Here is a 19,034-nt window from a genome sequence, read left to right as displayed (position 1 = left end):
CATGAATCAGCTCTCTTCCTCTGCGGATGTGATTGCCGTGGTGCCGGCTGCCGGTATCGGCAGCCGCATGCAGGCCGCCTGTCCGAAGCAGTATCTCACTATCGGTCCATTAACCCTGCTCGAACACAGCGTGGCGCGCCTGCTGGCGCATCCGGCGGTAAAGCAGGTGGTGGTGCCAGTCAGCCCGGATGACGGCTGGTTCGATAGCCTGCCGCTGGCGCAGGATGCACGCGTACTGCGCGTCACCGGCGGCGAAACCCGCGCCGAATCGGTGCTGGCCGGATTACAGACCATCCGCCACAGCGCCTGGGTGCTGGTGCACGACGCGGCGCGGCCGTGTCTGCATCCCGATGATTTAGCGCGTCTGCTGGCGGTGCGTGAGCACAGCAAAGTCGGCGCGATTCTGGCGGCACCGGTGCGCGACACCATGAAGCGCGCGGAGCCCGGCAAAGGTGCCATTGCGCATACCGTCGAACGCGATGATTTGTGGCATGCGCTGACGCCGCAGTTTTTCCCGCATGCGCTGCTGACCGCCTGCCTGACGCGCGCGCTCAATGAAGGCGCGACCATCACTGATGAAGCCTCGGCGCTGGAGTATTGCGGCTATCATCCTGAGCTGGTCAGCGGACGCAGCGACAATATTAAGGTAACGCGGCCGGAAGATCTGGCGCTGGCGGCCTTCTATCTCACTCAGATTCAGTTAAAGGAGCACGCATGATGCGTATCGGTCACGGTTTTGACGTGCACGCGTTTGGCGGCGAAGGCCCGCTGGTGATTGGCGGGGTGCGTATTCCCTTCGAACAGGGCTTTATTGCGCATTCCGACGGCGATGTGGCGCTGCATGCGCTGACCGACGCGCTGCTGGGCGCGGTGGCGATGGGCGACATCGGCAAACTGTTCCCGGACACCGATCCGGCATTCAAAGGCGCCGACAGCCGCGGTTTGCTGCGCGAAGCCTGGCGTCGCATCCAGCAGAAGGGCTACCGCATCGGCAACGTCGATGTCACCATCATCGCTCAGGCACCGAAAATGCTGCCGCACGTGCCGCAGATGCGCGTCAACATCGCCGAAGATCTCGGTTGCCACATGGATGATGTCAACGTCAAAGCCACCACCACCGAGAAGCTGGGCTTCACCGGTCGCGGTGAAGGCATTGCCTGCGAAGCCGTGGCGCTGCTGGTGAAGGCCGATCGGGCATGAGTGAGCTGCTCTACCTGCACGGCGTGCCCGCTGCCACCGGTATGATTAAAGCCAGTCCCAAAGATTTCGTGGTGATTGAAGATCTCGGCTATCCCTATGACGGCGAAGGCGAGCAGCTGCTGGTGCGCATCCGTAAAATTGGCTGCAACACGCGTTTTGTCGCTGAGGCGATCGCCAAATTCCTCGGCGTGCATCAGCGCGATCTCAGCTATGCCGGCATGAAAGATCGCCACGCGGTCACCGAGCAGACGCTGTGCTTCCGCGTGCCGGGCACGGCGATGCCCAACCTTGCCGGCTTCCAGCAGGAAGGCGTGGAGATCCTGCAGGTGATTCGCCACAAGCGTAAACTGCGCACCGGCGCGCTGGCGGGCAATGCGTTTCGTCTGGTGGTACGTCAGGTGTCCGATCGCGCGCAGGTGGAATCGCGGCTGCAGCAGATTCAGCAGCAGGGCGTGCCCAACTACTTTGGCGAACAGCGCTTTGGCCGCGGCGGCAATAACCTGACGCAGGCGCGCCTGTGGGCAGAGGAGAAATTCCGTCCACGCGACCGCAGTATGAAAGGCATTTTGCTGTCGGCGGCGCGCAGCCAGCTGTTCAATCAGCTGACCAGCGCGCGTCTGCAGCGTGACGGTGCGCTGGATCGCGTGCAGCCCGGCGATGCGCTGCAGCTCAGCGGGCGCGGCAGCTGGTTTGTTGCCCAGACGGACGAGTTACCTGCGCTGCAGCAGCGTGTGGATAACCACGAACTGCGCATTACCGCGCCGCTGGCCGGGCGCGGCGAGCTGGGCACTCAGGGCGAAACGCTGGCGTTTGAACAGCAGCAGCTGGCGGGCGCGGCCGATCTGCTCGGCCTGCTGGAGCGTGAACGCGTCGATGCAGCGCGGCGCGCCATGCTGGTGGTGCCGAAAGATCTACAGTGGAACTGGTGGGATGACGTCACGCTCGAGCTGCAGTTCTGGCTGCCGGCCGGCAGTTTTGCCACCAGCGTAGTGCGTGAGCTGCTGAGCAACGGCGCGGCGGCCCCGCTCGGCGACGAATAAGCGAACCCGGCGACGATGAGTAAAAATCTCACCATCAAGGATATTGCCGTACTCGCCGGTGTGTCGATCACTACCGTCTCGCGCGTGCTTAACAAGCATGCGTGGGTGTCGGAAAAAACCCGCACGCGGGTGGAACAGGTGATCGCCGAGCATCAGTTCAGCCCCAACCTGATGGCGCGCGGCATGATATCGCGCCAGAGCTATACGCTCGCGGTGATCGTCTCTGACATCACTAACCCTTACTTCGTCACGCTGGTGGCGCAGATTCAGCAGGCCTGTCTGGCCATCGGTTACAAAATCACCCTGTACGATACCCAGTCGGCCAACCGCAGCCCTCAGCACGACGATGACGAAAGCGCGATTTTTCAGTCGATTATCGATAGCCAGATCGATGGGGTGATCGTGCTCGGCGGTCACAGCGACTACGCGCCGATTCCATCCGGCTACCTGACGCTGCTGGAATCGCTGATGGACAAAATGGCGGTGGTGGTGGTGGGGCAGCCGCATCCTGCTGGCCGCTGGCCGTGCGTGATGCGCGACCAGCAGCACTGCGTCGGGCTGGCGGTGAATCATCTGCTGGCGCGCGGCCTGCGCGATATCGCGTTTATTGGCGGCTCGCGCAAAGTGTGGGTGACGCGCGAGCGCGTCAGTCACTTCCACGCCACGCTGCGGCAGGCCGGCATTACGCCGCGCGACAGCTGGATCTGCCTGAATAACTTCTATCCTGAACACGGCTATCAGGCGGTTGATACGCTGTGGCAGCAGGCAGAGCAACCGCAGGCGCTGGTGGCAATCAACGATCGCGTGGCGATGGGCGCGATCCGCGCGTTACGCGATCGCGGCATTGACGTGCCTGAGCAGGTCGCGGTCATCAGCTGCGAGCGCTTCCCCGGCAGCGAGTATTTTATCCCGCGCCTGACCAGCGTCGATCACCAGAATCCGCAGCTGGGGCAAAACATTATCACCATGATGATGGCGCAGCTGGACGGCAGCTTAAGCCCGCACGCGCGCTGCAGCGCACCGCTAAAGCCGGTATTGATCCCCGGCGAATCCGCCTGATCTTCTCCCCTTAAACGTTCCGCCTGCTTTCGTTGCGCTTTGTTAGCGCGATCGCAATTTCACGATCCTCACGTTGACTTAATATGCGCCATTAAATAAGTTGGCTCACAACCTGAAAACGTTTTCAGGTTGGCGGGAAAACAGTTTAAGGAGCGGTAATGAAACCCACCATGATGACCTACATCCACCAGCAACCCGAGGTGCTGAGCCATCTGCTGGCGTGCTATCCGCAGGGATTACCGGTGCTGGGCAAGGCGAAAACAGTGCTGATTCTGGCCACCGGCTCCAGCATCAACGCCGCGCTCAGCGCCAAATATTACGTTGAGCAACTGACCGGCGTACGCATCAGCGTGCAGGAGCCGTTTCACTTTCAGCACTACGAGCAGTGGGATCCGGCGACCGATCTGGTGATCGCGATTTCACAGAGCGGCGAGAGCACTTCGACGCTGGCAGCGATCGACGCGCTGAAAAAACAGCACGGCGTGGCAACCTGGGGCATCACCAGCAAAATCACCAGTCCGCTGGCGCAGGCGGTGGATCACGCCGTAGACATCATGAACGGCGAAGAGCGCGTCGGTTATGTCACTAAAGGCTATGTCGCCACGATCCTGACGCTGATGCTGATTGGCGTGCACAGCGCGCGCCACAGCGGTCGCCTCAGCGCAGAGCAGGAGCAGCAGGCGCTGGCGCAACTGCAGCGCGGCGTCGACGCGATTCCGGACATCATCGCCCGCACCGAGCGCTTCTGGCAGCGCTGGCAGGACGATCTCACTGCGGCGCCACGCTTTATCTCGATTGGCTTTGGTCCGGCGATTGGCGTGATCAAAGAGATGGAGACCAAATTCAGCGAAACGGTGCGCGTGCCGTCGCAGGGCATTGAACTGGAAGCGTTCATGCACGGCCCCTATTTCGAAATCAATCCGCAGCACCGGCTGTTCTTTATCGATGTCGAGGCGCCGGTGCGCGAACGCCTGCAGCTGCTGCGCCAGTATGAGCAGCGCGTGACGCCGCACGTCTGGAGTCTGTGTCTCGGGGAGAGCGATGATGCGCGCACGCTGGCGCTCGGCGTGGAGGTCAGCGAATGGATAGCGCCGCTGCTGATGGTGATTCCGTTCCAGATCCTCGCGCATCACATCGCTGAAGCCAAAGGCAACAATCTGCCGCAGCGCATATTTACTGATTTTGGCGTGGCGATGAAGAGCAAAACCAAACCGGGTGATTACGACTAACGCCGGGCGCGAGCCATAAGGATAACAACAATGAAACTCGATTACGTGAAGCTGGCGCAGGCCATCAGGGAACAGGTCGGCGGCGACGATAATATCAGCCATATTTCACACTGCGCCACGCGACTGCGGCTGACGATAAACGATCTGGCCAGTGTCGATATGCCGGCTATCAGTAGCCTGCCGGGCGTCATCCGCGTGGTGAACGCGTCCGGACAGCTGCAGATTGTGGTCGGGCCGCAGGTCGAACAGCTGTATCAGGCGATGCAGCAGGGCGCAGCGCCGGTGGCCGAACCGGTGAAGCCCGGCAAAGACGAGCGCGGCGTTGCGGGCAAAATGCTGGCCACGCTCGGCGCTATCTTCACGCCCTACATTGGCGTACTGGCCGGCATCGGGGTGATCAAAGGCATCATGGTGCTGCTGCAGACGCAGGGCTGGGTGGCGGACGATGACCTGCTGTTCGCCATGTTCAACGCGCTGGCCAGCGGCGTGTTTGTCTTCCTGCCGCTGTTTATTGCCGTCACCGCAGCAGACCGTTTCGGTGCCAGCCGTTTCACCGCGCTGGCGCTGACGGCGGCGATGGTGTTTCCGCTCACCCAGCCGGATCTACCGGCGCACTTCGCGCTGTTCGGCCTGAGCATCAGCCTGAAGATTTACGGCGGCGCGGTGATTCCGGCGATTCTGGCGGTGCTGCTGCTGAGCAAGGTTGAGCGCCGGCTGAAACAGTGGATCCCCGAGGTGGCAGCGCTGGTGTTTGTGCCGTGCCTGTCGCTGCTGATTTGCGGTTTTGTGGTGTTCACGGTGATTGGCCCGCTGGCAGATTACGTTGGCGTCGGCATCGCCAGCGGCTACAGCTGGCTCTATCAGCTCAGCCCGATGATCTCCGGCGCGCTGCTGGCGGGCATTGGTCAGCTGTTCGTGGTGTTTGGTGTGCACTGGGGCATCATCCCGCTGGCGCTGATCAATATTCAGGTGCAGGGCTATGACACCATCATGGCGATGTTTATGTCGGCGGTGATGGGGCAGTTTGGCGCGGTTACCGGCGCGATCTTCATCGCCCGCAGCCTGCGCGACCGGCAGATTGCAATCTCGGCGTCGCTGTCAGCGTTCTTTGGCATCACCGAACCGGCGCTGTACGGCGTCAATCTCAAGTACCGCATGCTGTTTATCTTCGGCTGCATCGGCGCGGCGCTCGGCGGTGGCATCACCGGGCTGCTGCAGGTGAAAACCTACAGTTTCCTGCCGGTGCTGAACGTGTTTGAACTTGGCCTGTTCGAAGGCCCTGAGTCGAAGATGATCTATGAAGTGGCGGCAATTGCCGTGGCTTTCCTCACCCCATTCATTCTGACGCTGATTTACGGCCGCTGGACGCTGCGCAGCGTGAATAAAACCGGCGCCTGATGCGCTGATTCGTTAACACCAAAACAGGGAAATCGCATGCGGCTGCTTCGCAGGGCCGCGTGCACCTTAAGGAAAGGTCATGAACACATTCACCAGGAGAAACAAGGCAGCACTGCTGCCGCTGGCCACCCTGATGCTGGGCGCGGCACCGCCGGCGCTGGCGGAAGGGTTTGTTGAAGACAGCACGCTGGAGGGCACCGTCTATTACTGGCAGCGCCACCGTGAGCGTAAAGATCTCGATCCGCACAGCACGCACTATCAGCACTATCAGACCAACCTGCATCATAGCACGCTGACCGGCGCGCTCGATTATCAGTCCGGCTATCTGGCCGATACCGTGGGCATTGATGTGGCGGCCTTCGCCACCTGGGATCTGTTTGAAGGCAGCCCGGCGCATCCCAACGAGATCAGCTTCAGTCACGGGCCTTCGATGTGGGAAGACCGTGGCGTCGGCGAACGTAACGGGCTGGATCTCTACCGTGCCGCGCTGAAACTCAAAGCCGGCGACTACTGGCTGCGGGCCGGTTATATCCAGCCGAGCGGTCAGACGCTGCTTGGCACCCAATGGGGATTTCTGCCCGGCACCTACCAGGGCGTGGAAGTCGGGGCAGTCTATGACTATGGCGCTGCCGGCGCGCTGTCGCTGTCGTGGATGGGCGCCAACAAGTACAAAGCACCGTGGTATCGCAAAATGTACGAGTTTCGCGAAATCGACCGGCAAACACGCATTCCTTATCTGCACTCGCTGGGCGCGAAGTATGACTTCAAAAACGGCAACACGCTGGAGCTGGCGTGGGGTGAATCTCCGCATTATCTCGACAAATATTTCGCCAAAGCGGCGCGTCAGACCACGCTGTGGGATAACCCGTTCAGCGTCAGCTGGCAGTTCTACGGCTCGCAGGATCGTACCGGTCGCCATGATGTTTACGATGAATTTGCCTGGCAGCAGGGCCTGACGCTGGCGTACCAGTGGGATCGCTACCAGTTCCGGCTCGAGGGCAGCGCGGTACACGCACCGGGGAAACAAGGTTACTACACCGTGGCGATGACGCCGATCTATCCCAACTCCGCAGGCCGCATCGATATGTGGTGGGATTCGCGCTCTGACTTCAACGCCGACGGCGAAAAAGCGCTGTTTGCAGGCCTGATGATCGATCTCAGCGACATCGTCTGGCCGGGCGTCAGCATCGGTGGCTCGTTCGCCTGGGGCTGGGACGGTAAACCGGCGCGCGGCGGCGACTGGTCGCAGCAGCAGCGCCTGACGGAAACCGCCATCAACGGCGATCTGGTGTGGCAGGTGCAGTCCGGCTGGGCCAAAGACACGGTATTTAAGCTGCATCTCACCGCCTACAACAACCATAGCGATAACCCCAGCTGGGGCGGCGGCTATGGCAACGTTTTCCAGGATGAAAAGGACGTCAAATTCATGATGATTGCCCCTTTTAGCCTGTTCAATCACTCACGACACTAAGGATGATGACCATGAGGATTCGCTTCTCCGCGCTGACCGCAGCGCTGTTACTGGCCGGGCTGGCGCACGCCGAAACCCACGTTTTAATCAATCAGGTCGGCTACGATGTTGCTGCGCCGAAAAACGCCATCGTGCAGCTGACCGGCGACTCGCGCGCTAAACCGCCGGTGAAATTTACCCTGCTGGATAATGAGACCAATAAAGCGGTGCTGAGCGGCAAGCTGCAGCCGCAGGGTGACGTGCCGGGCTGGGGCGATCGCACCTTCTATCGTGCCGACTTCTCAGGCTGGCAAACGCCGGGCCGCTACGTGCTGCAAACCACCAGCAGCGACGGCGATGTGCGCTCCGGGCCGTTCATTATTGGTGCCGATCTGCTCGAGCGCTATACGCTGTCCGATGTGATTGCCTATTTCAAAAGCCAGCGCGTCACCGGCCTGTTCGATAAGGCGGACCGCAAACTGCCGCTGCCACCGGGTACCGGCAGCGGTACGGTTGACGTCCATGGCGGCTGGTATGATGCCACCGGCGATTACGGCGTGCACCTGTCGCACCAGAATCTGACCTCTTATTTCAATCCGCAGCAGGCGCCGCTGGTGGCGTGGAGTTTATTGCGCGGTTATCAAAATCTCGGGGCGCGTGATAACCCGAACTTTGACGAGTATCGCCGGCGCATGCTCGACGAAGGGCTGTACGGTGCCGATTTCCTGGTGCGCATGAAGCGGCCGGGGGAATCCTTCTTCCAGGCGATCTCATCGCCGGGCAAAGAGAAGCTGGCTCAGGACCGGGTGATCGCCAATCCCAACTGGCGCACGCAGATCAAAGAGAAGGAGTCAGATTCCACCATTGTTGAAGAGGAGGCGGTCGGCCCGCTGGCGTGGCAGGCCAGTTTCCGCTCCGGTGCCGGCATGTCAATTGCCGCGCTGGCGCTGGCCAGCACCATGGAGAATGACGGCAACTTCACGCGGCAGCAGTATCTGCAAACCGCAGAGGATGCCTTTGCCTTCCTGCAGAAAAATAACCTGCGCATGGTGAACGACGGCAAAGAGAACATCGTGGATGATTACACCGCGCTGCTGGCGGCAACCGAACTGTATCGTGCCTCACAAAAAGCGGTGTATCTGGCTGCGGCGCAGCAGCGCGCGGAGAGCCTGATGGCGCGACTGACGTCGCTGGATAACTGGCATGACTACTGGCGTGCCGACGGCGAAAAACGCCCGTTCTTCCATCCGTCCGATGCCGGTCTGCCGGCGATCGCGCTGCTGGAGTACGCGCGCATCGCGCCGCAGGCGCAGCAGGCGAACATCCGCCAGACGGTAAAACGCTCGCTGGGCTTTGAGCTGGCGGTCACCAAAGAGAGCAATAACCCGTTTGGCTATGCGCGCCAGCTGATTCAGCTGAAAGACGGCGTGAAGCGCACCAGCTTCTTCTTCCCGCACGACAGCGAAGCTGCGCCGTGGTGGCAGGGCGAAAACGCGCGTATCGCCTCGCTGGCCGCCGCCGCCCGTCAGGCGATGCCGCTGTTCGCGGACGATAAAGCCTTTACGCAGCAGCTGCAGAGTTATGCCTGGGATCAGCTCAACTGGATCCTCGGTCATAATCCGTACGACGTCAGCATGCTGACCGGCAGCGGCTATCGTCACATCAGCTATCTGTTCTTCAATTCGTGGAAATACACCACGCTGCCGGGCGGTATCGTCAACGGCATCACCGGCGCGTCGAATCAGGTTGCGGACGGCATCGCCTTTGACGAAGGTTATGCGGTCACACGGAAGGATGACGACTGGCGCTGGGCGGAAGGCTGGCTGCCGCACTCGGCCTGGTATCTGTATGCGGTGAGCTTACCGGATCGTCACTGAGGTGATAAATCAGCCCGGCTTTTCGCCGGGCTTTTTACCGGTTGCCATTGCGTTTGACTGCTTATTGTTGCGACAACTGCCGACGGTTGCGTGATTTACGCCTACCACTTCCCGCGCCTCACCGCTAGAATGCAAACATCCTTGTGCCGCCAGCGCAGGACCGCTTGCGCCGCTGAAGGCGCAAAACGGGCGCGGCGGTCGGTGGACCGGTTAATGAAAAAGGTCAGAATCAGATGCGGATACGGCTCAGCAACGATGATGGAATTCAGACTCCCGGCATTGGCGTGTTCCCTGGCGTGAAGACATTACGACAGGTTGATCCTGGCGCCGGCGTGGCGCGGAAGAGGGCAGGCGACGGGCTGTACCAGGCTGAGGTGAATCCGGCATGGTAAACCGGCGCATCGAAACGCTTCTGGCCCAACTGCGCACGCAGGGTATTCACGATGAGCATCTGCTGAAAGCCATCGCTGATGTCCCGCGTGAACGCTTTATTGACGAGGCATTTGAACATAAAGCCTGGGAAAATGTGGCGCTGCCGATTGGCAACGGCCAGACCATTTCTCAGCCATATATGGTGGCGCGCATGACGGCGCTGCTGGAGCTGAACCCGACCTCGCGCGTGCTGGAAATTGGCACCGGTTCGGGTTATCAGACCGCCATTCTCGCGCATCTGGTTAATCACGTTTACTCGGTTGAACGCATCAAAGGGCTGCAGTGGCAGGCGAAACGCCGCCTGAAGCAGCTCGATCTGCATAACATTTCCACACGCCACGGCGACGGCTGGCAGGGCTGGGCCGCGCGGGGGCCGTTTGATGCCATTATTGTGACTGCCGCACCGCCAGAAATTCCGACTGCGCTGATAGCGCAACTGGGAGAAGGCGGCAAAATGGTGCTGCCGGTGGGTGAGGACCAGCAGGTACTTAAGCGCCTGCGTCGTCAGGGTGGTGAAATCATTGAAGAAACGATTGAGCCGGTGCGCTTTGTGCCGCTGGTTCAGGGCGATCTGGCATAAAGCCATCTTACGTATTTCTTCACAATCGTTACATGGCATGGCGCAGTTGATATTGTTACTATCCTTGTTAATCAATGCGAAAGCGCGTTTTTGACGGCACAGACAGTGAATCATGCGGTCAACGTCGACACACAGTTTTATCCAGGATTGCCATCACGGGGGATCAATGAGCACGGGAAGCACAGTATTTCAATTACGCCGTCTGGCGGCACTTTCACTGGTCGGTTTTTGGCTGGCAGGCTGTAGCTCTGGCGACAACACACAAGCCCCCATCAGCCAGATTGGCAGCAACAGCGGCGACAGCGGTATGGCTGCTGCTCCCACCACAGGCGGCGGCATGATCGCCGCGCAGAACAGCACCGTGCCGGCGATGCCGCGTGGTGGAATGTTAAGCGGTGGTACACCATCAGCCGCGCCTGCGGGTGGAATGGTTAGTGGCAATAATAATGTGACCACTGAAAATGGTCGTATTGTGTACAATCGCAATTATGGGAATATTCCTAAAGGCAGCTACGGCGGTGAAACCTACACCGTTAAGCGAGGCGATACGCTGTTCTATATTGCCTGGATTACCGGCAATGATTTCCGCGATCTGGCACAGCGCAATAATATCGCGGCGCCCTACAGCCTGAGCGCCGGGCAGACGTTACAGGTGGGTAACGGTAACGGTCAGACCATCACCGGTGGTAACGCGATAACCGCAGCGGATGCCACGCAGGGCGGCGTTCCGGTGGCATCGAATCAGACGCAAATTAAATCCACCCCTGTTGCACAGCAACCTGTTATTACGTATTCTGATGATTCGGGTTCGACAGGCGGGAAAATGCTGCCGTCGAAAGGGGCAAATAATGTGGCAACGACCACAGCTCCGGTTACCGCACCGCCCACAGTTAGCAGCACAACTAATAGCACAACACCAGTGGGAAGCTGGCGTTGGCCGACTGATGGGAAGATCATCGATAACTTCTCCGCTGCGGAAGGCGGAAACAAAGGGATCGATATCGCCGGGTCGCGTGGACAACCTGTCGTCGCCACTGCATCAGGAAGAGTGGTATACGCAGGCAACGCGCTCCGCGGGTACGGTAATTTAATCATCATCAAACACAACGATGATTACCTGAGTGCCTACGCCCACAACGATACCATGCTGGTCCGGGAACAACAGGAAGTTAAGGCGGGGCAAAAAATCGCTACCATGGGTAGCACCGGAACCAGTTCAGTAAGATTGCACTTTGAAATTCGTTACAAGGGGAAATCCGTAAACCCGTTGCGTTATTTACCGCAGCGATAATCCGGCAGAACCTTAGGTGTTCTGCCCTTGGATCACGGGTAGGAGCCGCTTATGAGCCAGAATACGCTGAAAGTTAATGAGTTACACGATGATGCGGAATTCGAGGAGAACGGAGCTGAGGTTTTTGATGAGAAGGCTCTCGTTGAGAACGAACCTGGTGATAATGAAGTAGCTGAAGAAGAGTTGCTGTCACAAGGTGCGACGCAACGCGTTCTGGATGCGACGCAGCTTTACCTCGGCGAGATTGGTTATTCACCACTGTTAACGGCGGAAGAAGAGGTGTTCTTCGCCCGTCGCGCATTACGCGGTGACATTCCTTCTCGTCGTCGCATGATCGAAAGTAACTTACGCCTGGTGGTAAAGATTGCCCGCCGTTATAGCAATCGTGGTCTGGCGCTGCTGGATCTGATTGAAGAGGGGAATCTCGGCCTGATTCGCGCCGTAGAGAAGTTTGACCCGGAACGCGGGTTCCGCTTCTCAACTTATGCCACCTGGTGGATTCGTCAGACCATTGAACGGGCTATCATGAACCAAACCCGTACTATTCGTCTGCCGATTCACATTGTTAAAGAGCTGAACGTTTACCTGCGTACCGCGCGTGAACTGTCGCATAAGCTGGACCATGAGCCGAGTGCGGAAGAGATCGCCGAGCAGCTGGACAAGCCAGTTGACGACGTAAGCCGTATGTTGCGTCTCAACGAGCGCATTACGTCGGTTGATACGCCGTTAGGCGGTGATTCCGAGAAAGCGCTGCTGGATATCCTGGCCGATGAGAAAGACAACGGTCCGGAAGACACCACGCAGGACGATGATATGAAACAGAGCATCGTTAAGTGGTTGTTTGAACTCAATGCCAAGCAGCGTGAAGTGCTGGCACGTCGTTTCGGCCTGTTAGGCTATGAAGCGGCAACGCTGGAAGATGTGGGCCGCGAAATCGGTTTAACCCGTGAGCGTGTCCGTCAGATTCAGGTTGAAGGTCTGCGTCGTCTGCGCGAAATTCTGCAGACGCAGGGTCTGAATATCGAAGCACTGTTCCGCGAATAAGCCGTAGCTGGCAATAAAAACGGTGACCATAAGGTCACCGTTTTTTTATGCCTGTCATTCAGGCCGGCGCGCCGCGAACGCGCCGGTGACTGATTACATCAGGGTTTTCAGACGGTAAATCCACTCCAGCGCCTGTTTGGGCGTCAGGCTGTCCGGATCGAGCGCTTCCAGCGCCTCTACTGCCGGCGAGATTTCCGCCACCAGCAGCGGCAGCTGTGAGCCTTCCACCGTTGAGCCGGCAGAACTGCCTGACAGCGCTTCCAGCTCTTTTAGCTTGTGGCGCGCACGCTTAATCACCTCTTTTGGCACACCGGCCAGCGCCGCCACGGCCAGGCCGTAGCTCTTGCTCGCGGCGCCATCCTGCACGCTGTGCATAAAGGCAATGGTGTCACCGTGTTCCACCGCATCAAGATGCACATTCACCACGCCTTCCATTTTCTCCGGCAGGGTCGTGAGCTCGAAGTAGTGGGTGGCAAACAGCGTCATGGCTTTGATGCGATTCGCCAGGCTTTCGGCACAGGCCCAGGCGAGCGACAGGCCATCATAAGTGGACGTCCCGCGGCCGATTTCGTCCATCAGCACCAGGCTGTTTTCGGTGGCGTTATGCAGAATGTTGGCGGTCTCGGTCATCTCGACCATAAAGGTAGAGCGACCGGAGGCGAGATCGTCGGCGGCACCGACACGGGTAAAAATGCGATCAATGGGGCCGATCACCGTCTCTTCCGCCGGCACATAGCTGCCGATCCAGGCCATCAGCGCAATCAGGGCCGTCTGCCGCATATAAGTACTCTTACCGCCCATGTTGGGGCCGGTAATGATCAGCATGCGACGCTGCATCGAAAGCGACAGCGGGTTGGCAATGAACGGCTCTTTCAGCACCTGTTCCACCACCGGATGGCGACCGGCGGTGATGCGAATCCCGGCTTTCTCCTGCAGCACCGGGCGGCAATAGTTGAGCGTCCAGGCGCGTTCGGCCAGGTTGGCCAGTACGTCCAGTTCTGCCAGCGCCGCGGCGCTCTGCTGCAGCGCTTCGAGGTGCGGCAGCAGGCGATCGAACAGCTCGTCATACAGGCTCTTTTCCAGCGCCAGCGCTTTGCCTTTCGACGTGAGAACCTTGTCTTCGTACTCTTTCAGTTCGGGAATGATATAGCGCTCAGCATTTTTCAGCGTCTGGCGGCGGACGTAATGGATAGGCACCAGATGGCTCTGTCCGCGGCTGACCTGAATGTAATAGCCGTGCACAGCGTTGAAGCCAACCTTCAGAGTATCCAGCCCCAGTTTTTCGCGCTCGCGAATCTCCAGGCGGTCAAGATAGTCGCTGGCGCCGTCGGCCAGCGCGCGCCACTCGTCCAGCTCGGCGTTATAGCCGGGCGCGATAACACCACCGTCGCGCACCAGCACTGGCGGCGATTCAATAATGGCGCTTTCCAGCAGTTCGCGCAGTTCGCTGAAATCCCCCATCCGATCGCGCAGCGCGTTGAGATGGGGCGCGGCCACGCCCGCTAACTGGGTATTGAGTTCTGGTAATTGCTGGAAGGCATGACGCATGCGTGCCAGATCGCGCGGACGCGCGGTGCGCAGCGCCAGACGTGCCAGAATACGCTCCAGATCGCCCACCTGGCGCAGCACCGGTTGCAGTTCTTCGCTCAGCGACTGCAGTTCGGCAATTGATTCCTGGCGGCGCGTGATGGTGGCCACGTCGCGCAGCGGCATATGCAGCCAGCGCTTCAGCATGCGGCTGCCCATCGGCGTGACGGTTTTATCCAGCACCGCCGCGAGCGTATTTTCGCTGCCGCCCGCCAGATTCTGGGTGATTTCCAGATTGCGCCGGGTGGCCGCATCCATAATGACGCTGTCCTGCTGGCGCTCCATACTCAGCGAGCGAATATGCGGCAGCGAGGTGCGCTGCGTATCTTTCACATACTGCAGCAGACAGCCCGCCGCGCGCAGCGCCAGATGCGCCTGCTCGACGCCAAAGCCGCTGAGATCGCGCGTGCCAAACTGCAGGTTTAACTGCTGACGTGCGGTGTCGATTTCGAATTCCCACAGCGGACGCCGCCGCAGCCCGCGGCGCTGATCGATCAGCGTCATGGCCTGCAAATCTTCCGGATAAAGTAGCTCTGCCGGATTGGTGCGCTGCAGTTCGGCCGCCATGGTCTCGACATCGCCCGGCTCGCTAAGGCGGAAACGCCCGGAGCTGATATCCAGCGTGGCATAGCCAAAACCGCGCTGGCTCTGGAAGATGGCTGCCAGCAGGTTATCCTGGCGCTCCTGCAGTAACGCTTCATCACTGATGGTGCCGGGCGTTACAATGCGCACCACTTTACGCTCAACCGGCCCTTTGCTCAGCGCCGGATCGCCAATCTGCTCGCAGATCGCCACCGATTCGCCCAGCTGCACCAGCTTCGCCAGATAGCCCTCAACGGCATGATAGGGCACGCCGGCCATCGGGATTGTTTCACCGGCGGACGCACCGCGCTTAGTCAGCGAGATCTCCAGCAGCTGCGATGCGCGTCTGGCATCGTCGTAGAACAGCTCATAGAAATCGCCCATGCGATAAAACAGCAGGATGTCAGGATGATCGGCCTTCAGGCGCAGGTATTGCTGCATCATCGGAGTATGGGTTGAAAAGTCCTTGTCTGTAGACTCTTTCATATTGAATTAACTCATTTTTATGGCTTTAGAAGTACTCAAGTGGCCCCATTTGAAACCCTGATAAATCCATCTAAATCCGAAAATTTGTATGCCAGATGTATTCTAGCTACTATCGAGAATACAACATGGCTCTTCTGGTATACATGAGGCAACAACAGTGAAGATGACTCTGAATCAATCAATAATTATCAATAAGTTATCGATAGAAACCAAACCTGAGTTAGATTCAGACGGACGAGTTGTGTATGTGCCTAACATTTCTGGTAAGCCGTATCTTATCACTGACAGCCACCGTGATTCACCCGTAGGCTTTGGTGTAAAGATCAGTGCAACAAAGAAGACCTATATCATCCAGAGAAGAGTTTCAGGAGGGGACAGAAGTCCTTCAGAGGGCAAGTCACCTTCACAGGTAATCAGAGCGACGATAGGTAATGTATCGGATTTTGCATCGATTGATCAGGCTCGTGAAGTTGCGAGAACCTATGCACAATCGATGAAATCTACTAAAAGAAACCCAAATGCAGTTAAACGAGAAGCTGATATCGCAGAGCTGACCCTCAGTGAGATTTTTGCTCAGTATCGTCAGCACCTCTTAGGACGAAGCAAACCAGCAAAACCAAATTCAATCCGGGTGCTGGATAAAGCGGAACAAAAGCTTAAAGAGTGGGAGCGGTATAGGGTCCGTGACCTCACAGGAAGCCTCATTCTTAAGAAGTTTGATGAGATAGCCTCAAAAACCAGAACGACGGCCGAGCAGACTTTTAGATGGGCAAATGTGGCAGTTCAACATTCTATCGATGTAGAAGCGATGAATGCACAAAGCCAGCAACGACTGCCTGTTCTCACTTACAACCCATTCACTGTGCTCAGAGTGCAAAAGAAATACCGTAGTCGCTCTGAACTGGAAGAAAGCTATCAGTCAAAAGGTGTGAGAAATCCGCTTTCAGCAAAAGATACATTGGGTAAGTTTCTGGATGCACTGAACAACAAGAGAAGCTTTAACCGCCTTGGTTGCGATTATCTCCTGCTAACGGTGTTGCTTGGTGCGAGGAAGGAAGAAACGGCTTCTCTATGCTGGAGAGAGGAGCTATCGGCAGAAGAAGCAAAGTCTACGAGCTATGTCGATTTGGCTAATAAGAAAATTTTCTTCTTTGATACTAAGAACAGGACGAATCATGAGCTTCCCATCTGTGATGCTGTCAGATGTTTGTTAGAGCAAAGAAGGGATATCGTTTTTGATAAGGAAGTAAAAGCGAGTCGCAGAAAATGGGTGTTTCCAGCACGATCACCTCGAAGCAAAAGCGGGCACTATAGTGATAGTAAAACACTTAGGGAATACCTATGTGCAGAAGCCGGAATCGCTAAGTTAGGCACTCATGACCTGAGAAGAACCTTTGGCAGGATCGCTGAAGAGATTGGCTCCTATGCTGTTGTAAAGAAGCTTCTGAATCACCGTAACACAACAGATCCTACCGAGAGGTATGCTGAACCGGACAAAAACCGAGTGTTTGAGGCACTACAGCGGATTGAGCTACATATACTGATGACTGCGCCAAGGTTATATAATAATTTACTGGCTTCAGCAAAATACCCACCAATACCTGAATATTCTGGGAAGCAAGCATGAGTGCTATTGAAACCTTGAGAGAGATGTCAGAGGTCTGGAGTTTGTTTGGTGACATGCCAGATGATGCCACCATTGGGGTAGATTTAGCGGCATTGTATTTAGGGGTAAGTGTTAAAACCCTTGCTCGTTATCGCCAAAATGGGGATGGTCCACCCTATGTGCAGTATCAGTCTTCTGAAAGCAAAGCTCGCAACCAACGGGTGAATTATTTGCTTGGTGATCTTCGTGCTTGGCGAGACGGACATAGAGTAAGTAGCACCATGCAGGCCGCTCATGTAAGAGGATTAGCTTTCACTTCTTTAAAAGATTTTGTCGAACCTAAGCCATTCTATGTAGATAGCTATGAAAATGAGATAATTGGACAAATTCTTACTTTGCCAGACAAAGTTTTTAAAGATTGCCTAAAAAATCATACTTGCGAGGTAATTTGGATAAGTGTTGAAGAAGCTCTATCAAGGCAATGGAGAAATGCAGAAGAAAGAAAAATATGGCACAGTGTTTTTCGTGAGACTATCCAATACATTATTCTTGAATCAACTTCACAACAAGAGAAACATGAAATATTATCTAATTTGGATATAAAGCATTGAGCGAAAATATTAAGGTGCTTTATTCAAGCACCTTTTTTTACTAATAGCGAAGGTCTTCACTGTTAAATATCTGACAAGTTTTTGTTTCTTTATGAAGCATTTTCCTAGTCTCCTCATCATATCTTTTGGAAGCTAAGATGTAATGCAGAGTGGCTTTATAGGAATCTAAAACATTGGGAGGGCATAAAAGTTCTAATGTACCAAATGAGAAAAGTTTAACCCCATCAAAAAGATAAAACCTCCCATCGTTGGATGTTGATAAATGCCACTGTTGATCTTTGAATTTTTCAGCGGGCCGATTTTCGACTGAAATTGCTGGTCTTATGACTTCAAAGCCATTTATTCCAACTAATCTTGCTGCGAAATTAACAATTAAAGTGGGAATAACAGGAAGCATTAGAGATAGAGCTATCAGAAAAAGCAAAGCCAATCCAAAAGTTGTCAAGCTTTGTTTTATATAACTTACCGAATTTTTAATGTGAATAAAGTAGAAAGCAGGTAGCAATGTGATGGTTAGGACCACTATACCTAAACCGTAATATTTGAGAACTTGAATTAATTCCGAGTCAGTATTGTCAAACTTGAGACTCTGAGTAATGACAGGGAACGGGAAACAAAACATCCAAGATACTAACCCTATGAAAAAGGCTCTACCTACAAAGAGAGAAGTTAATCTAAAAATGTCTATTTTTGAATGTGATATATTGTAGTTTTCAATTATCGATTTCTTATTAAAAAACAAGCTAAAAACTATTGGAAAAAAAGTGCTGCATAGTATTATCTTAAATACATTAAATTGGTTCATTTCAGTTTCCGTAAACTCTGCCAAATAAACCAATAAAGTAAAAGATATCAATGTACTCAAAAGTAATATTATTGAATGAGTTCTCTTTACACGTTCATAGCCTAAAATATTTGGCACTTCTCTTTTTATAACTAAGCAACCCATAAAAGATGGAGAATAAAACAGGAACATAAAAAGAAAAAAGCTAAAAAGAATTATTGCACCAGAAAAAGAAAATAAACTTTCAAAAGTAACTGCTTTTAGGAAAAGATCTGTTCTGCCTAAAAAGACAAGATAAGTCCATATAAATCCAACGGTAATAAGAGTTAAAAAGGCACCCGAAGCAAAGAATTTGATAGCGGGTTTCTTGAATTCCTCAAAAGTCATGGGTTACATCCTTTAAAGAATGAAAAATATCCTGCAAAATTATAACCTGCCTTAGTTGACAAATCTATTCTATATGATAAGAACATTTCGATAAACCCATTATGATTCAAAAAGTTTATAGAAAGAAAATGCAAGATTTAGATAGGTTTTAAACAAGTATATTGCAAAATACTTTACAGAAATATTAGTGATATCAGATATATCAAGGGTTGGTGTAATTAAAGCTTGGTATAAGGTAAATAGAAAAAACCTTCTATCTACCTTATACATAAATGCAATAATTAATTTAGATCCACTTGATATTACTGATTTTTTTAAGTAAAAAACAATAATTTCTTTGCAAGATACTTATAGGTCATTTTCTATGTAGGTTATACATATACCTATTTTG

15 protein-coding genes are annotated in these 19,034 nt (G+C 55.2%); 13 read left to right on the top strand and 2 right to left on the bottom strand.

Going from position 1 to position 19,034, the window contains the following annotated elements; all coding sequences use genetic code 11:
- Window position 1: 1 nt before the first annotated feature.
- From ispD to rpoS, 11 genes are all read left to right on the top strand, one after another.
- Window positions 2-718, top strand: a complete 717-nt coding sequence (gene ispD / locus C1Y42_RS22060) for a 2-C-methyl-D-erythritol 4-phosphate cytidylyltransferase (RefSeq protein WP_021507349.1) — start codon at window positions 2-4, stop codon at window positions 716-718.
- A complete protein-coding gene (gene ispF / locus C1Y42_RS22055) occupies window positions 718-1,200 on the top strand; it encodes a 2-C-methyl-D-erythritol 2,4-cyclodiphosphate synthase (RefSeq protein WP_031279680.1) in 483 nt (160 codons plus the stop codon). The genes ispD and ispF overlap by 1 nt, the downstream gene beginning before the upstream one ends.
- Window positions 1,197-2,240, top strand: coding sequence for a tRNA pseudouridine(13) synthase TruD (gene truD, locus C1Y42_RS22050; RefSeq protein ID WP_104094363.1), 1,044 nt, complete (start codon window positions 1,197-1,199; stop codon window positions 2,238-2,240). The genes ispF and truD overlap by 4 nt, the downstream gene beginning before the upstream one ends.
- A gap of 15 nt (window positions 2,241-2,255) precedes the next feature.
- Window positions 2,256-3,299 (top strand): LacI family DNA-binding transcriptional regulator, encoded by a 1,044-nt coding sequence (locus tag C1Y42_RS22045; RefSeq protein ID WP_104094362.1) that lies wholly within the window; start codon window positions 2,256-2,258, stop codon window positions 3,297-3,299.
- Between the two features lie 158 nt (window positions 3,300-3,457).
- Complete coding sequence (locus C1Y42_RS22040) at window positions 3,458-4,528, top strand: SIS domain-containing protein (RefSeq protein ID WP_059010921.1); 1,071 nt, start codon at window positions 3,458-3,460, stop codon at window positions 4,526-4,528.
- 30 nt (window positions 4,529-4,558) lie between these two features.
- The gene (locus C1Y42_RS22035) at window positions 4,559-5,926 is read left to right on the top strand and encodes a PTS transporter subunit EIIC (protein ID WP_059010923.1); all 1,368 of its coding nucleotides are present in this window, start codon (window positions 4,559-4,561) and stop codon (window positions 5,924-5,926) included.
- 79 nt (window positions 5,927-6,005) lie between these two features.
- On the top strand, window positions 6,006-7,397 hold the full coding sequence (locus tag C1Y42_RS22030) for an OprD family outer membrane porin (RefSeq protein ID WP_104094361.1): 1,392 nt from the start codon (window positions 6,006-6,008) through the stop codon (window positions 7,395-7,397).
- A gap of 11 nt (window positions 7,398-7,408) precedes the next feature.
- Window positions 7,409-9,253, top strand: a complete 1,845-nt coding sequence (locus tag C1Y42_RS22025) for a glycoside hydrolase family 9 protein (RefSeq protein ID WP_104094360.1) — start codon at window positions 7,409-7,411, stop codon at window positions 9,251-9,253.
- Window positions 9,254-9,638: 385 nt separating this feature from the next.
- A complete protein-coding gene (locus C1Y42_RS22020; RefSeq protein WP_021507341.1) occupies window positions 9,639-10,265 on the top strand; it encodes a protein-L-isoaspartate(D-aspartate) O-methyltransferase in 627 nt (208 codons plus the stop codon).
- A gap of 166 nt (window positions 10,266-10,431) precedes the next feature.
- Window positions 10,432-11,556 (top strand): murein hydrolase activator NlpD, encoded by a 1,125-nt coding sequence (nlpD, locus tag C1Y42_RS22015; protein WP_058776000.1) that lies wholly within the window; start codon window positions 10,432-10,434, stop codon window positions 11,554-11,556.
- Between the two features lie 51 nt (window positions 11,557-11,607).
- Window positions 11,608-12,600: an RNA polymerase sigma factor RpoS gene (gene rpoS, locus C1Y42_RS22010; RefSeq protein WP_021507339.1), complete on the top strand. Its 993-nt coding sequence runs from the start codon at window positions 11,608-11,610 to the stop codon at window positions 12,598-12,600.
- A 93-nt stretch (window positions 12,601-12,693) separates the two neighbouring features.
- Here rpoS and mutS read toward each other — a convergent pair whose 3' ends face one another.
- Window positions 12,694-15,255 carry a DNA mismatch repair protein MutS gene (gene mutS / locus C1Y42_RS22005; RefSeq protein WP_104094359.1) on the bottom strand — a complete coding sequence of 854 codons (2,562 nt, stop codon included), beginning with the start codon at window positions 15,253-15,255 and terminating at the stop codon, window positions 12,694-12,696.
- A gap of 157 nt (window positions 15,256-15,412) precedes the next feature.
- On the opposite strand from mutS, the gene C1Y42_RS22000 reads away from it, so the two are divergent.
- Entirely contained in the window at window positions 15,413-16,882 is a 1,470-nt protein-coding gene (locus C1Y42_RS22000) for a tyrosine-type recombinase/integrase (protein ID WP_104094358.1), read from the top strand.
- Window positions 16,879-17,472, top strand: a complete 594-nt coding sequence (locus C1Y42_RS21995) for a hypothetical protein (protein WP_104094357.1) — start codon at window positions 16,879-16,881, stop codon at window positions 17,470-17,472. Before C1Y42_RS22000 ends, C1Y42_RS21995 begins: the two co-directional genes overlap by 4 nt.
- 40 nt (window positions 17,473-17,512) lie before the next feature.
- Here C1Y42_RS21995 and C1Y42_RS21990 read toward each other — a convergent pair whose 3' ends face one another.
- Complete coding sequence (locus C1Y42_RS21990; protein ID WP_104094356.1) at window positions 17,513-18,643, bottom strand: hypothetical protein; 1,131 nt, start codon at window positions 18,641-18,643, stop codon at window positions 17,513-17,515.
- Window positions 18,644-19,034: the final 391 nt, after the last annotated feature.

The organism is Pantoea sp. ICBG 985, assembly GCF_002928365.1.
Taxonomy (GTDB): Bacteria; Pseudomonadota; Gammaproteobacteria; order Enterobacterales; family Enterobacteriaceae; genus Pantoea; species Pantoea dispersa.
The sequence above is the reverse complement of the archived record's forward strand: the minus strand, read 5'-3'. Positions and strand labels throughout refer to the sequence as shown.